Source organism: Paenibacillus sp. J22P169 (assembly GCF_059691995.1).
In genome coordinates, this window is sequence record NZ_JCAUAO010000012.1 from 13,216 (window position 1) to 29,105 (window position 15,890).

The 15,890-nt window shown below is 47.4% G+C and carries 16 protein-coding genes; all 16 read left to right on the forward strand.

Annotated elements, in window-relative coordinates; all coding sequences use genetic code 11:
- Window positions 1–20 precede the first annotated feature (20 nt).
- The 16 genes from hisG (at window position 21) to AC58QG_RS31885 (ending at window position 15,838) form a co-directional block, all read left to right on the forward strand.
- Window positions 21–656, forward strand: coding sequence for an ATP phosphoribosyltransferase (gene hisG, locus AC58QG_RS31810; protein ID WP_497271829.1), 636 nt, complete (start codon window positions 21–23; stop codon window positions 654–656).
- Window positions 657–687: 31 nt separating this feature from the next.
- Complete coding sequence (gene hisD, locus AC58QG_RS31815) at window positions 688–1,974, forward strand: histidinol dehydrogenase (RefSeq protein ID WP_497366174.1); 1,287 nt, start codon at window positions 688–690, stop codon at window positions 1,972–1,974.
- A complete protein-coding gene (hisB, locus tag AC58QG_RS31820; protein ID WP_497366043.1) occupies window positions 1,975–2,583 on the forward strand; it encodes an imidazoleglycerol-phosphate dehydratase HisB in 609 nt (202 codons plus the stop codon).
- Window positions 2,584–2,585: 2 nt separating this feature from the next.
- Window positions 2,586–3,191, forward strand: a complete 606-nt coding sequence (gene hisH, locus AC58QG_RS31825) for an imidazole glycerol phosphate synthase subunit HisH (protein WP_497366044.1) — start codon at window positions 2,586–2,588, stop codon at window positions 3,189–3,191.
- Between the two features lie 30 nt (window positions 3,192–3,221).
- On the forward strand, window positions 3,222–3,980 hold the full coding sequence (hisF, locus tag AC58QG_RS31830; protein WP_056611288.1) for an imidazole glycerol phosphate synthase subunit HisF: 759 nt from the start codon (window positions 3,222–3,224) through the stop codon (window positions 3,978–3,980).
- Window positions 3,977–4,630 carry a bifunctional phosphoribosyl-AMP cyclohydrolase/phosphoribosyl-ATP diphosphatase HisIE gene (hisIE, locus tag AC58QG_RS31835; protein WP_497366045.1) on the forward strand — a complete coding sequence of 218 codons (654 nt, stop codon included), beginning with the start codon at window positions 3,977–3,979 and terminating at the stop codon, window positions 4,628–4,630. The genes hisF and hisIE overlap by 4 nt, the downstream gene beginning before the upstream one ends.
- A 26-nt stretch (window positions 4,631–4,656) precedes the next feature.
- Window positions 4,657–5,463 carry a histidinol-phosphatase HisJ gene (gene hisJ, locus AC58QG_RS31840; RefSeq protein ID WP_497366046.1) on the forward strand — a complete coding sequence of 269 codons (807 nt, stop codon included), beginning with the start codon at window positions 4,657–4,659 and terminating at the stop codon, window positions 5,461–5,463.
- A gap of 74 nt (window positions 5,464–5,537) precedes the next feature.
- Window positions 5,538–6,488, forward strand: coding sequence for a ribose-phosphate diphosphokinase (locus tag AC58QG_RS31845; protein WP_497366047.1), 951 nt, complete (start codon window positions 5,538–5,540; stop codon window positions 6,486–6,488).
- A gap of 91 nt (window positions 6,489–6,579) precedes the next feature.
- Window positions 6,580–8,316 carry a tetratricopeptide repeat protein gene (locus AC58QG_RS31850; protein ID WP_497366048.1) on the forward strand — a complete coding sequence of 579 codons (1,737 nt, stop codon included), beginning with the start codon at window positions 6,580–6,582 and terminating at the stop codon, window positions 8,314–8,316.
- Window positions 8,317–8,475: 159 nt separating this feature from the next.
- A complete protein-coding gene (trxB, locus tag AC58QG_RS31855; protein ID WP_497366049.1) occupies window positions 8,476–9,423 on the forward strand; it encodes a thioredoxin-disulfide reductase in 948 nt (315 codons plus the stop codon).
- Between the two features lie 160 nt (window positions 9,424–9,583).
- Entirely contained in the window at window positions 9,584–10,531 is a 948-nt protein-coding gene (locus AC58QG_RS31860; RefSeq protein WP_497366050.1) for an ROK family glucokinase, read from the forward strand.
- Window positions 10,532–10,605: 74 nt separating this feature from the next.
- On the forward strand, window positions 10,606–11,493 hold the full coding sequence (gene rapZ / locus AC58QG_RS31865; RefSeq protein WP_497366051.1) for an RNase adapter RapZ: 888 nt from the start codon (window positions 10,606–10,608) through the stop codon (window positions 11,491–11,493).
- 31 nt (window positions 11,494–11,524) lie between these two features.
- Complete coding sequence (locus AC58QG_RS31870) at window positions 11,525–12,508, forward strand: gluconeogenesis factor YvcK family protein (protein ID WP_497366052.1); 984 nt, start codon at window positions 11,525–11,527, stop codon at window positions 12,506–12,508.
- Window positions 12,509–12,513: 5 nt separating this feature from the next.
- Window positions 12,514–13,446 carry a DNA-binding protein WhiA gene (whiA, locus tag AC58QG_RS31875; RefSeq protein ID WP_310502448.1) on the forward strand — a complete coding sequence of 311 codons (933 nt, stop codon included), beginning with the start codon at window positions 12,514–12,516 and terminating at the stop codon, window positions 13,444–13,446.
- A 147-nt stretch (window positions 13,447–13,593) separates the two neighbouring features.
- Window positions 13,594–13,863 carry an HPr family phosphocarrier protein gene (locus AC58QG_RS31880; RefSeq protein ID WP_028555561.1) on the forward strand — a complete coding sequence of 90 codons (270 nt, stop codon included), beginning with the start codon at window positions 13,594–13,596 and terminating at the stop codon, window positions 13,861–13,863.
- A gap of 211 nt (window positions 13,864–14,074) precedes the next feature.
- On the forward strand, window positions 14,075–15,838 hold the full coding sequence (locus tag AC58QG_RS31885; protein WP_497366053.1) for a stalk domain-containing protein: 1,764 nt from the start codon (window positions 14,075–14,077) through the stop codon (window positions 15,836–15,838).
- Window positions 15,839–15,890 lie beyond the last annotated feature (52 nt).

Below are 15,890 nucleotides of genomic sequence, written 5' to 3' on the forward strand. Positions count from 1 at the left end.
GTTTGGAGGAGGTTGGAACGGTGGATGACATTCTTAAAGTAGCGATGCCGAAAGGCCGTATTTATAAACAAGCAGCGAAAATGTTTACGCAGGCAGGATTGCCCATCCCTGAGGATTTAGAAGAAGGCCGACGTTTAATTATCCCTGTGCCAGGGGCGAAAATGGAGTTTATTTTAGCCAAGCCAGTGGACGTTCCTACGTATGTAGAGTACGGCGTTGCCGATATCGGGGTTGTAGGTAAGGATGTTCTGATGGAAGAAAATCGGAATGTTTACGAATTGTTGGATCTAGGAATCGCTCGATGCCGTATGTCGGTGATTGGGCTGCCGGATTGGAAACAGGTTATCAACCCGCGTGTTGCGACCAAGTATCCGAATGTAGCCTCACAGTATTTCCGTGAGAAAGGACAACAAGTAGAAGTGATCAAGTTGAACGGTTCTATCGAGCTGGCCCCCTTGATTGGACTAGCTGACCGCATCGTAGATATGGTCGAGACGGGTCAGACATTGAAGGAAAATGGCCTTGTGGAGCAAGAGGAAATTTTTCAAATTACGAGCCGCTTAATTGCGAATCGTGTGAGTTACCGGATGAAGAATGACTCCATCCAACGGTTGTGCGATATGCTGCAGGCGGTACTGCCAACAGTTAAACTATAGCATTAGTTAGTAAAATGAGAGGATGATGAAGATGCGGATTATGCCCGCCTCCGAATTTCAATTAAACCGCGAGGTCGAATACGGCTCACCCGAGCAAAATGAGTCCGTCCGCCGCATCATCGATGAGGTGCGGCAGGACGGCGATACCGCGCTGCGGAGCCTAGCGAAGCAGTTCGACGGCGTCGACGTCGCTGAGCTTCGCGTCAGCGACGAAGAGATCCAAGCGGCGTACGCGCAAGTCGACGCCGCGTTCCTGGCGGCGCTTCGTCAAGCCGCCGCTAACATTCGTGCGTTTCATGAGAAGCAGAAACGCAACTCATGGATGGACCTGCAGCCGGACGGCAGTCTGCTGGGCCAAATCATCCGACCGCTGAAGCGGGTCGGATTGTACGTGCCCGGAGGGAAGGCGGCGTACCCGTCCTCCGTGCTCATGAACGCCATCCCTGCGATCGTCGCAGGGGTACCGGAGATCGCGATGGTGACGCCGCCGTCCACCGCGGGCGAAGAAGGCATTAACCCGCATATCCTTGTGGCAGCAGCCGAAGCGGGTGTGAAAGAGATCTACCGCGTAGGCGGGGCGCAGGCGATTGCCGCGTTGGCCTACGGGACAGAATCGATCGCGCCGGTCGACAAAATCGTCGGCCCTGGCAACATCTACGTCGCGCTGGCGAAGCGCTTCGTGTTCGGCGTCGTCGATATCGACATGATCGCCGGACCAACAGACATTGTCGTGCTCGCCGACGAGCACGCCGATCCTGAGTACGTCGCGGCCGATTTGCTGGCGCAGGCCGAACATGACGAGATGTCACCGTCGATTCTGGTGACACCTTCACGTGAGCTAGCCGAAGAAGTTCGGCTAGAGCTGTGGCGGCAGCTGGATGTACTGCCGAAGAAAGCCATTGCCGCCGTCTCGACAGCGACGAAAGGCGCGATCTTGCTTGTCGACTCACTCGACGAAGGCGTGGACGTCATCAATCGCTTGGCGCCGGAGCACTGTGAGCTGCTCGTTCAGGATCCTTTCACGTGGCTGCCACGTATTGAAAATGCTGGTGCCATTTTCCTAGGCGCCTACAGCACAGAGCCTGTCGGCGATTATTTCGCCGGACCGAACCATGTGCTGCCGACGAATGGCACAGCAAGATTCTCATCGCCACTGAATGTGGACGATTTCCTCAAAAAATCAAGCGTCATTCACTATAGCAAGGAAGCATTACTCGCGAACGGAGACATGATTATGACGCTGGCTCGAAATGAAGGGCTGGAAGGTCATGCGCGTGCGGTTGAGATCAGACTTAAAAAGGAAGGGAAGTTGACCTAGATGGCAGAACAGGATCAAGTAAGAACGCGTTCAGCGAGCGTAGCTCGTAAGACCAATGAAACGGATATCAAGCTCTCCTTTGAAGTAGATGGTACGGGAGTTTCTGAAATACAAACAGATGTTCCATTCTTAAATCATATGCTGGATTTGTTCACGAAGCATGGTCACTTCAATTTGAAAGTGGATGCCAAAGGCGATATCGAAATCGATGATCATCACACAGTTGAAGACATCGGGATTTGTCTAGGTCAAACACTGCGTGAAGCGCTCGGTGACAAAAGAGGCATCAAACGCTATGCGAGCGTATTTGTCCCGATGGACGAAGCGTTGGCTCAAGTTGTGATTGATATCAGCAACCGTCCTCATTTTGAATACCGTGCTCAGTATCCGACATTGAATGTTGGCAGCTTCGAAACACAGCTGGTGCATGAATTCCTCTGGAAGTTCGCGCTTGAAGCACGTATTACTTTGCATGTTATCGTTCACTACGGACAAAACACACATCACATGATTGAAGGCGTGTTTAAAGCGTTAGCTCGTGCGCTGGATGAAGCAACTTCGATTGATCCTCGTGTGCAGGGGGTTCCTTCGACGAAGGGAGTGCTGTAGGCATGATCGCCATTATTGATTATGGAATGGGTAATTTACATAGTGTGAGCAAAGCGGTTGAAAGGCTCGGCTATGAAGCGGTTGTCACAGGGGATCCAGCGCAAATTCTGGCGGCAGAAGGTGCGATCCTTCCTGGCGTCGGCGCATTCGGTGATGCGATGGAGCATCTGCGTGAAACAGGTCTGGATGAGGTTGTGAAGCAGTATGCAGCGTCTGGTAAGCCTATGATCGGCATTTGCTTAGGTATGCAGCTGTTGTTCACGAGCAGTGAAGAGCACGGTCAACATGAAGGTCTAGGGCTACTGCCTGGGTCTGTCGTTCGTTTCCGCGGCGAATACAAGGTGCCGCATATGGGATGGAACCGCTTGAGCTATAAGCAGAGTGAGAGCCCTATTTTCAACGGGATTGAGGAAGGGCATGTGTATTTCGTACACTCCTACCATGCGAAGCCGGAGCGGGAAAGTGATTTGTTGGCAGTAACGGACTACTATCAGCCGGTAACGGCCATTGTAGGTCGTGACAATGTCTACGGCATGCAGTTCCATCCTGAAAAAAGCGGAGATATCGGTATGCAGCTGTTGGGCAATTTTTTGACCCTGTGTAAATAAGGTGGAAATAGTCTCAAGGAGGTGCTGAGCATGTTAGCCAAAAGAATTATCCCTTGCCTCGACGTCAAGGATGGGCGAGTGGTGAAAGGCGTGAATTTCGTGAATTTACGTGATGCTGGTGATCCGGTTGAGCTTGCGGCGATTTATGATAAAGAAGGTGCGGATGAGCTTGTGTTTCTCGATATTTCGGCTTCGGTTGAAGGGCGAGCAACGATGGTTGAGGTCGTTCGTCAGACAGCAGGAGAGATTACGATCCCATTTACAGTAGGTGGCGGGATTTCAAGTGTTGATGATATGAAACGTCTCCTTCGCGCAGGCGCGGACAAAATTGGGATTAACACGGCAGCGGTGCTCAATCCTCAGCTCGTTTCCGATGGTGCGCGGAAGTTCGGTTCCCAGTGTATTGTGGTAGCCATTGATGCGAAGTTCAATCCCGAATGGGGCGAGTGGGAAGTGTATACCCATGGTGGACGCAAACCGACAGGCATCAAAACATTGGAATGGGCGAAACGCGTGGAAGAGCTTGGCGCAGGCGAAATTCTACTGACGAGCATGGATGCGGACGGAACGAAGGATGGTTTTGATCTTAAGCTGACACGTGCGGTATCCGAGCTTCTGACGATTCCTGTGATTGCTTCTGGCGGAGCGGGAAAAGCGGAACATTTCTATGATGTGTTTACCGAAGGCAAGGCCGATGCGGGTCTTGCAGCGACGATTTTTCACTATAAAGAATTAACGATAGACGGGGTCAAGGCAGACCTGAAAGGTAAAGGGGTTGAAATTCGATGACATTTTCAGTGGATCAAATTAAATACGACGCGCAAGGACTTGTACCTGCCATCGTGCAAGATGCAGTAAGTAAAGAAGTGCTGATGTTGGCATACATGAACAATGAGTCTTTGCAGCGCACGATTAAAACGGGGGACACGTGGTTCTGGAGCCGTTCACGCAATGAGCTTTGGAATAAAGGAGCAACGTCCGGTCATACGCAAAAGGTAAAAGCACTTCGCTACGATTGCGACGCGGATACGCTATTGGTTCTAGTTGAACAAGTGGGACCTGCTTGTCACAATGGTTCGTACACTTGCTTCACTTCGAACATTGCAGTGGAAGGATCAACAGAAGAAGCTGCACCTGCTACTGGCGGCGATCGTTTCGCTATTTTAGCTGAACTAGAAGCTGTTATAGCTTCCCGAGACGCAGAGCGTCCTGAGGGCGCGTATACGACTTACCTTTTCGAAAAAGGGGTCGATAAAATCCTCAAAAAAGTGGGCGAAGAAACGGCGGAAGTCATTATTGCAGCTAAAAATAAAGACAATGAAGAGCTTCGTTATGAAGCGAGCGATCTTATTTTTCACTTAATGGTGCTTTTACGTAATAATAAATTGCCATTGGATGATATTATGAAAGAGCTGGCTAATCGGCACGTCAAAAAATAAAGTAAACGACCTGGAGTGAATTCACGATGTTGATTGATTATCATACACATCATGTGCGCTGCGGTCATGCCTCTGGGGAACTGGAGGAATACGTCAAACGCGGCATCGAGATCGGGCTTACCCAGTTGGGGCTTTCTGATCATATGCCGCTTTTGCATGTCGATCCGCAAACGTATTGGCCAGAAATGGCAATGCCGATGGAAGAGCTTCCGCGATATGTGGAAGAATGCCTTTATCTGAAAGAGAAATACAAGGATCAGATTGACATTCGTGTCGGTCTGGAAGGCGACTATGTCGAAGGCTACGAAGCTGAAATCGCCGCCATCATTCAAGCTTATCCTTGGGATTACGTGATTGGTTCGGTTCATTTCCTAGGCGAGTGGGATATTTCTGATTTTAGACAGCTGGCAGGTTGGGAAGGTAAGGATATTTTTGCTGTTTATACCCAATACTACGAGGCAGTGAAGAAAGCAGTCCGGACCGGACAGTATGACTATATCGGTCATATCGATATGATCAAACGGTTTGGTTATATGCCAGATCGCGATACGTGGGAGTTGGAGAAGTCAGCCTTAGATGCCGTGAAGGAAGCGGGGCTAGCGATCGAGCTGAATGCTTCGGGCCTGCGCCATCCGTGTAAAGAGATGTTCCCAAGCCGTCGTATGCTGGAATATTGCCATAAGGTGGGAATTCCCGTAACGCTCGGCTCGGACGCGCATCTCCCGGAACGGTTGTCTCAGTACCTGGATGAGGCAAGGGAGCTATTAAAAACGATTGGATTTAACGAAATAGCCACATTTTCTGCTCGAAAACGACATCTTGTGACTTTTTAAATCCGACACGTATCATGTATAATGAGTAGGACTATATAATCTATTTAATGAACCTTCGGAGGTAACCATTAACCATGCATAGCGACAATGTTAAAATTTTTTCCGGATCTTCGAATCCGAAGCTCGCGGAAAGTATTTGTAAAGAGCTCGGCCAGCCGCTAGGACAAATCAAATTATCGCGTTTCAAAAGCGGAGAAATTTATTGCCTTTACGAAGAAACGATTCGTAACTGTGACGTGTTTCTGGTACAAACCTTCTCCCATCCGATTAATGAGCATATGATGGAGCTTTTGGTCATGATGGATGCGGCGAAAAGAGCATCTGCAAAAACGATCAACCTTGTCATCCCTTACTATGGTTACTCTCGTCAAGAACGCAAAGCAGCTCCGCGTGAGCCGATTTCTGCTAAATTAGTTGCTGACTTGTTCAGTGCAGCAGGCGCGACGCGTGTTGTTACAATTGACCTACATGCGCCAGCGATCCAAGGCTTCTTCAATATCCCAGTGGATCACCTGACAGCGCTTGACCTCATTAGTGATTGCATTAAGAGAAAAAATTTACCGAATCCTATCATCGTATCGCCAGATGCGGGACGTGCTACAACAGCTGAGAAAATGGCTAACATTCTCGATGCGCCATTCGCGATGATGATTAAGAAACGCCCAGAGCACAACGAATCCGTGATCACTCACGTGATTGGTGATGTAGCTGGACGTACGCCGATTATTATCGAGGATCTGATCGATACAGGTACTACGATCGTTAATGTCGTGGAAAGCCTAAAAGAACGCGGTGCGCTTGATGTTTACATCTGTGCTACACACCCTGTATTCTCTGGACCAGCGTTGCAACGTTTGGATCACCCTAGCATTAAAGAGGTTATTATTACGGATTCCATCGCGATTCCAGAGGGGCACTCTGACAAGTTTAATGTGCTTTCAGTTGCACCTTTATTGTCCGATGCGATTCGCATTATTACAGATGGCGGGTCCCTATCCTCCCTATTCAAATACGGCGGCGTTTAAGCGGAATATCTTACCTTCGGATAATGTTTTTGGCTTCTAGGAGATCTATGGTATAATTTGATGGTAATCAAATTGCCGGAGGTGTCTTGCTATGGAAAAGAAAAAGCGCATATCCGAAGCGCCAAAACCAAAAGTTATTTCAATTAACATGGATGCCGCATTCTTTTTCGAGAGAGCGGTTCAATCTTTGGATCGGTTTCATTATGATAAGGCATTGAAATATTTCCGGCGGGCTGCAGAGTATGAACAGGATAATCCTGTGAATCACTGCAATCTTGCAGGAGTTCTCTCCGAAGTGGGCAATTATGACGAGTCGAACCAAATTTTGCAGCATATCCTTGAAACCATCGATCCCGAGATGACAGAATGTCACTTTTATATGGCGAACAACTATGCCAACATGGAAAACTTCGAGCAGGCAGAACAGGCATTGGTTCGGTATTTGGAGAATGACCCGACAGGGCAATTCATGGACGAATCCGAAGAAATGATGGAAATGCTGAGCTACGAGCTTGATCGTCCCGCCCCTCTCACTAGCATCAAGAGTCGAGAAGGGCTGTTCGAGCATGATAAAGCCCGTGCGTTGCTCGAGGAAGGTAAGTTCGCAGAGGCAGTAAGGCAGTTGGAGAAATTGGTGAAGAAACAGCCTGATTTCACGGCCGCTCGCAACAATTTGGCATTGGCTTATTATTATATGGGTCAATTCGAGAAGGCGATGGAAACGATCCGAGAAGTGCTGGTTATCGATCCTGGTAATCTGCATGCACTTTGTAATATGGCGATTTTCCATCAGCATTTCGGCAACAAGAAGGAACTTGCGGAGCTTACCACGCTGTTAGGTAAGACGTTTCCGTTCCAGCAGGAGCATGTGTTCAAGCTGGCAACGACCATGGGTATTCTTGCTCAGCATGAGAAGGCGTACCATTTGTTTAAACGTCTGCTGAAAGCAGGGGACGGCGGCACAGATCCTTGCTTGTATCATTATGCGGCTGTTGCTGCGTGCCATATCGGTCGATTCTCCGAAGCGTACCGCTTATGGAAGCAGGTTCAGAAGCTGGATCCAGGTGCTGAGATTTCGAAGTTCTATTTGGAGCAGCTGCGGATCAGAGAGAAATCGGCGCTTCCGCTTACTTGGAGCTACCACTATCATTTGCCGTTCGAAGAGCAGTTCCGTGCACTAGAGAAATCTACGCAAGGAATTCCTGATCAACTGAAGAAAGACCCGCTTGTGCGGTCATCGTTCTTCTGGGCTTTGCGTCATGGCGATGTGGAGACGAAGCTTCAAGTCATTCAAGCATTTGGTTTGATTGCGGACAACGAAGTGAGAGACGCTCTTCAGGATTTCATTCTGGATCATAAAGAGGATGACTATTTGAAGAAGGTTGCCATCTTCGTTCTACGAAGTATGGGGATTCGCGAGTCCATTCCTGCCTATCTCGAAAATAAGGACATCATGGTAGAGGCTTCTCCGTACTCGCCTCAGCTTCCCGTCTGGGATGCAAGCTGGCAGCGCGTGATGGAAACGGCGCTATCGCATATGCACAAGCGTTACGATATGGTTCAACAGTATGACTTAGAAATTCTGTGGGTTGAATTTTTAACGAAGATGTACCCAAGTGTACCTAAGATTCTTAAATCTGAGGGCTGGGCGGCAGCGTTAGAATATTTGATAGCCAAAATGCATCGCCGAACGATTTCCTATCAGGAAGTAGCTACACGTTATGGCGTCACGGTTTCCACGGTTAGTCGGCATGTGAAGCTCATCGACGATACCTGTGGCTTGCGTGAGAAAATGGATGCGATTTTCAATAAGTTTACGAGTCTTTGATAGCCGAACTTGCTTCAATGAAAGTTTCGGCTTTCATACATATAGATAATCTGATTGTTCTTGTTTCTTGTCGTAAATGGCAGTGGGGCAAGAGCAATCACCAATACCACGCTAATTAAAGATAGCTTTCCTCAGGAAAGCACCTAGGAGGGAAATCATATGTATAAATCAGTCGTAGTAGGAACAGGGCCATCCGGTCTAACAGCAGCTATTTACTTGGCGCGTGCGAATCTAAGCCCGCTTGTTATTGAAGGACCAGAACCAGGCGGTCAGTTGACAACAACTACCGAAGTAGAAAACTTCCCAGGATTTCCCGAAGGGATTATGGGACCTGAATTAATGGAAAACATGCGCAAGCAGGCTGAACGCTTTGGCGCTGAATTCAAAACAGGTTGGGTTAATTCCGTTGAATTGACGAACCGCCCGTTCAAACTGCAAGTAGAAGGACTAGGCGAGATCGAAACAGAAACACTGATTATTTCCACAGGTGCGTCTGCGAGATTGCTTGGCATCACGAATGAGAAAGAAAACATCGGGCGCGGCGTAAGTACATGTGCAACGTGTGATGGCTTCTTCTTCCGTGGCAAAAAGATTATCGTCGTTGGTGGCGGTGACTCTGCTATGGAAGAGGCAAACTTCCTTACTCGTTTCGCGACAGAAGTGCGTTTGGTTCATCGCCGCGATGAGCTTCGTGCTTCCAAAATCATGCAAGACCGGGCTCGTGGAAACGAGAAGGTGAAGTGGTCGCTGAATAACACGCCGTTAGAAGTTGTAGCGGGTGAAAAAGGCGTTACTGGCCTTAAAGTGAAAAACAACCAAACAGGTGAAGATGAAATCATTGAAACGGACGGTATCTTCGTAGCGATCGGTCATACACCGAACACGAAGTTCCTCGATGGACAAATCGACACGGATGAGCATGGCTACATTATCGTGAAGCCAGGTACGACAGAGACGAACATCCCAGGCGTATTCGCTTGTGGTGACGTGCAAGATACGAAGTATCGCCAGGCGATTACAGCTGCTGGAAGCGGATGTGCTGCAGCGTTGGAAGCAGAGAAGTTCCTTGAAGGCAACAGTGTACACGACTGGAGTATTTCATTGTAAGTCGTTATGGCATTTCAGTTAACGTGGAGGGCTACGCTTTCCACGTTTTCTCATTTAGTCAGGGTTTGGATGAATCTTGACCTCCCGGCAGTGTTGTCTTATAGTGGGAACAGGAGCATATGCCCGAAAATTTTATGATTATTCATGAGGTGACCTTGTAATGTCCAATCAAATTTATATCGGTGTAGATCTAGGCGGCACGAATATTAAAGTAGGTATTTGTGATGAGCAAGGTAAGCTTCTTAAGACGCTAGAAGGTCCAACTTCACCAGAACTAGGTGCAGAGTCGGTCCTTGAGCGTATTGCGCAATATGTACGTCAAATTGTCGAAGAATCGGAGTTTTCGTGGGAGCAAGTAGCTGGTATTGGCGCAGGCTTGGCTGGATTTATGGATATTCCAGAAGGCTTCGTGAAGTTCTCACCGAACCTGCAGTGGCATAACGTACCGGCGAAGAAGACGCTTGAAGCACTTCTGGGTAAACAGGTTAAAATTGATAACGATGCAAACGTAGCTGCGCTAGGCGAAGCTTGGTCAGGTGCTGGAGCGGGCATTCCGAACGTTGTGTGCTATACACTTGGAACGGGTGTTGGCGGCGGTATCATTATTAACGGTAAAATTTATCAAGGTTCTGCTGGCATGGCTGGCGAGCTTGGTCATATGTCCATCGTGCCTGACATTGAAGCGATTCAGTGTGGATGTGGACAAATGGGTTGTCTTGAAACGGTTTCTTCCGCGACGGGCATTGTTCGTATGGCGAAGGAAGCAGTTGAACGCGGTGAGCGTACATCACTAGCCCTTCACGAGAAGCTTGAAGCTAAGCATGTGTTCGATGATGCCAAAAGCGGAGATGAAGTGGCTTTGCGCATCGTGAATCGTGCGGCTTATTATATCGGGCGTTCGATGGCGGCGTTAGCTGTTGTCATTAACCCGAAGCGCTTTATTATCGGCGGTGGCGTATCGAAAGCAGGAGAAATTCTATTCCAACCTATTCGTGAAACGTTCATCAAATTTACACCAGAAGCTGCTGCTGAAGGCGTTGAGATCGTTGCTGCTACACTTGGCAATGATGCAGGCGTAGTTGGAGCTGCAGGGTTGAATTTACGCTAGAAAGCTAGACCGGGTTCGTAGATGAACAGGAGAAAAGCTGATCTGCGAAAGCACCCCAAAGGAAGGTGTCATTCATGGAAGAAAACCACCCTTTAGCGAAACTGGTCATTATTACAGGAATGTCGGGTGCGGGCAAGACAATTGCTGTTCAAAGCATGGAGGATTTAGGATTCTTCTGCGTTGATAACTTACCTCCCGTCTTGATTCCGAAGTTTGCTGAATTAATCGTCCAATCGATGGGTAAAATCGGCAAAGTCGCTTTGGTTATTGATCTGCGCGGACGTGAATTTTTCACTGCGCTCCAAGAGTCTTTGCGGTATATCCAAGAGAATTACACCCTTAGCTATGAAATATTATTCCTGGACGCGACTGATGGTACGCTCGTGCAACGTTACAAAGAGAGCCGCCGTCGCCATCCATTGGCACCAGACGGGGCGCCGCTCGAGGGAATAGGTCTTGAACGCAAGCTGCTTGAGGAGCTCAAAGGTCTGGCTACGCAGGTTATTGACACTAGCAGCTTGAAGCCCGTGCAGTTGAAGGAAAGAATCATTTCCAGGTTCACCAATCTAGAAGCTAATCGCATATCTATAAATGTTATCTCTTTCGGATTCAAGTATGGTGTCCCTATTGACGCTGATCTCATCTTTGATGTGCGTTTCTTGCCCAATCCTCATTATGTGGAGCAACTGCGACCGCAAACGGGGCAAGATCCAGATGTCTATGACTACGTGATGAAGTGGTCCGAGACCCAAGAATTCCTGACGAAGCTGCTGGATATGCTGAATTTCTTAATGCCTCAGTATAAGAAGGAAGGCAAGAGCCAGGTTGTTGTTGGTATTGGTTGCACAGGAGGCAAACATAGATCAGTTGCGATTACGGAATATCTAGGTAAAGTCATGGGGAACAGCGAAACTGAAACCGTGCGTCTCAGTCATCGAGATGCCGAGCGAGACCGCTTATAGACGGCTATGTGATTAAGAGGGTGAAAGAAGTATGGAGCTTGGTCAATTACAACGTAAGCCCAGAATAGTCGTTATTGGCGGTGGAACAGGGCTCTCAGTTATGCTGAGAGGACTGAAAGAAAAGCCGGTTGATATCACTGCTATCGTGACCGTTGCAGACGATGGAGGGAGTTCCGGTATCTTGCGAAGCGAATTGCAGATGCCGCCTCCGGGAGATATTCGAAATGTGCTAACCTCGTTAGCGGATGTCGAGCCTTTATTGTCTTTGATGCTGCAGTATCGATTTCAGAACGGTACAGGTTTAGCCGGACATAGTCTGGGAAATCTAATACTAGCGGCATTGACAGATATTACAGGTGATTTTGTTACCGCCGTGCAAGAAATGAATCGCGTATTTGCTGTTCGCGGAAGAGTTCTTCCGGCGTCTAATCAAGCTATCGTGCTAAAAGCCATTATGGAAGATGGGACTTTAGTTGTTGGGGAGTCCAAAATACCGAAGGCCGATGGACGCATCAAGAGAGTATTCATTGAACCAGCGGGTGTAACGCCACTCACAGAGGCGGTTCAAGCTATACGAGAGGCAGATGCTATCTTGTGCGGTCCAGGCAGTTTATATACAAGTTTGCTGCCGAATCTGCTTGTTCCAGGAATAGCGAAGGAGATCGTTGCTTCGAAAGCTGTGAAATTGTTCATTTGTAATGTCATGACACAGCCAGGGGAAACCGATGATTATTCTGTTAGCGATCATCTGGATGCGATTTATGATCACTTAGGTCAGCATTTGTTTGATTATGTGATTGTGAATAATGGTGAAATTCCACCGCAGGTGCAAGCCAAATATGCGGAAAAAGGTTCAAAAGCGGTCCATTTAGATTTGGATGAAGTGACGAAAAGAGGATATCGGGTAATTGCTGATCGACTGGTCTTATTCCGTACCTATCTTCGTCATGATGCAGAGAAATTGAGTGACCATATCTATCAGCTCGTCGAAAGCTGGCTGTTAAGGAAGAAGTGAGTCCCTTGTCCTTTGCGGCAACAACCAAAAAAGAATTAACGTTAATCAATGATTCGGAGCCATGCTGTGAAAAAGCGGAGCTATCCGCTCTTATTCGAATGAATGGTGCTGTTCAGTTAACGAGTCAGCGTGTTGTATTGGATGTATCCACGGAGAACGCTGCAATTGCACGGCGGATTTACTCGCTGATCAAGAAGACGTATAATACACACACGGAGTTGCTTGTGCGTAAGAAAATGCGTCTAAAGAAGAATAATGTGTACATTGTTAGGGTCCCTGGTCAAGTACAAGAACTGCTCAGTGATTTGAAAATTGTCTCTGAGGGTTTTATTTTTACGACGGGTATTAACAAAGACATTATTCGCGGCAATTGCTGCAAGCGCGCTTATCTTCGGGGGGCCTTCATGGCTGGCGGTTCTGTTAATAATCCGGAGGGATCTTCCTATCATTTGGAAATCGCTTCGATTTATGAAGAACACTGTAAAGCATTAACACAGCTTGCGAACAAGTTCGATTTGAACGCCCGTTTCATTGAACGTAAGAAAGGGTTCGTACTGTACATCAAGGAAGGCGAGAAAATTATCGAGTTTCTGAATATCATTGGGGCTCATCAGGCGCTGCTGCGCTTCGAGGATGTCCGGATTATGAAGGATATGAGGAATTCCGTTAATCGTATCGTGAATTGTGAAACGGCGAACTTGAACAAAACGATTGGCGCAGCCGTCAGACAAATCGAGAATATTCGGTTGTTGCAAAGGGAAATTGGTCTAGATAGCTTACCTGAGAAGTTGAGAGAGGTTGCGGAGATTAGACTTGCGCATCCTGACTTGAATTTGAAGGAAGTTGGAGACATGCTTTCGGGCAGTGTCAGCAAGTCAGGTGTGAATCATCGCCTGCGGAAAATAGACGAATTAGCCGAAAAACACCGAAATTCGTAGATAAGTCCGGGCTGTACAACGCTTGTATAAGTTTTTCGCATTTTTTCTAGTGTACTTGAAGGAAAAATGCTATAATATTAAAACATAAGGTAAACGCTGTTATTAATAGTAATCCATATAAGCTCCACACTAGGGGGAATTAGTTCCATGTCCAGACGTCCAGTCGTTGTGAAGTTGAGAACAGGACTTCATGCCAGACCTGCGGCATTGTTTGTTCAAGAGGCGAATAAGTTTTCATCGGAGATCTTTGTTGAGAAAGATGAGAAGAAAGTGAATGCGAAAAGCATCATGGGAATTATGAGTCTTGCGATCAGCACAGGGACCGAAGTCTTCATAAGTGCAGAAGGTTCGGATGCAGAGCAGGCTGTAAACGCTTTAGTCACATTAGTCAGTAAGGAAGAGTTGGAAAACCAATAATCCTTTAAAAGCCTACCTTTCGAGGGGGCTTTTTTGCAGTTTATTGGGCCGAATCTTAATCATTCTAAAAGTGTCAAATTTGTTAACAATTAGTGGAATTAGCAACCTTTCTCGCTCGGCTACGTCTAATAAACGTGGTCGTGATGGATAAGGCTATTTGTATTTCTAAGTAGCGCGCCTATCCCAAGTTTGAAGAAGGAGCCGAAGTGAAATGAATGTAGTAAAGAAAGAAATGATTGCTCTACTGGCCTTACTCGTATTTCTAGTAAGCACAATTACAGCACCAGCCGCGCATGCGGTATCAACAAGCTCGTCCTTTATTTTACTTTATATCGATAAAGCAGAAGCATTCGTGAATCAGGAACAGATTCATCTGGAGTCCCCATCTACCATTATTGATGGAAGCACCTTTGTTCCAGCCAAATTCTTAGGGGATACGTTAGGCTTTCAAGTGGAGTGGAACGATTTGTCCCGTACAATTCAAATGGCACCTCCGGGCAACAACATCGTACTTGATCCCGATCACAAGACCGTGACGACGAATGGGGTGGATGTACCCTTTAGTTCAGTGGCCGCTATTGTGAATGGCAAGTTGCTCGTGAAGCTGACATGGTTAGCTGATTACATGGGTGCAAAGTACACGTATAACAGTGAACTAAGACGTGTAGAGATCGTGCATTTTAAAGCGCCTGAGGGCATCTACATCGATCAAGACAGCAATTCTCGTCCAGTGGCCAAGTTTGCTACTGCGAAGCCTACCTACAGGCTTGGTGAGCCTGTTAAGTATTTGGATTTGAGCTATGATCCGGATGCAGAAGGTATCGTATCCTTCGACTGGACAGGTAAACAAGAGGCATTCTTCAAAGCTGGCCAATATCCAGTAACCTTAACGGTTAAGGATGGTCATGGTCATGTGAGTAAATTGTTCAAAAGTTTTGTGACTGTCGTAAATGAACCGTATTTGTCTGAAGTGGAGTACCCGATTTATATGAAGCCAGTTGGCGGGTTCATCAAAACGAACTGGACGACCATTTGGTCACATTTTAATGAGTTGCCGATGCTTCCGAAGGACGTGAAAGAAGTACAAGGGCGCACGCTGCTTGTCAGCGACAGTCCGGAAGAATTCACGACTAGCGGTATTTTGTATCAGGACAATATTAATGGCAAAGCACGCTTATATGCGGATCATATCAATGGTACGAAACAGAAAATGACGATGGCGATCTTCGCCACGAACAACACAGATAAACCGATTACGATCAAAACGACGAATAAAGGCGAGGTCTATCCTTCCGTTTATGCGAACTTGATCGGCAGTGAAGCATCAGTTGATTTCCTTCTAAACAATGTATACACGGATGAAATGACGGTTCTGCCTCACGCAAGTTATGTGTATGCGAAACTGCCTGAGTTCTATCCTGGGCAAGGTGTTAATTTATTCTATGATGTTGAAACGAACGGCGAGCTCCAAATGTCCTTTATTGCAACGGATAAGATGCTGACACCAACGACAGTGAAAGAGCTGCCTTTGCTTTCCTTTAACGGACATGTTCGCGGTACCTTCCCCGTTTCCGAGATTCAATGGAAAATTGATGCCTCGAGCTTTACGAAAGCCTCTGTATTAACGATCGGTGACAATAAGACGGATCCGTTCGTCAAAGGCTACGACGTGATGCGGAAGTTAGATGTTGTGAACGGTGGGAATTATGGCGTGGTCTATAAAATCCATGCAGATAAGCCGCGCAAAATGGCTGTGATGATCATGGCGAGAGGCGGCGTGTTCAAGGGGCCGTTTAAGATTAATGGTGAAATCATTCCTGTGCCGTATTCCGGTGTCATTACAGCATTCGATGGCTTGGAAGTATTAGCGCGCACGACAGGTACGGAAGACGCGCTGGATATTGAATTTACGCCTCCGGCGGGCTCAGCGTTCCCAATTGATTTAATTTTCTATCCATTGGAAGATTTGAAATAAGTAAAACAAAAAAACAGCCGATCTTCGGTTGCTCAGATGAGCGAATGAAGAT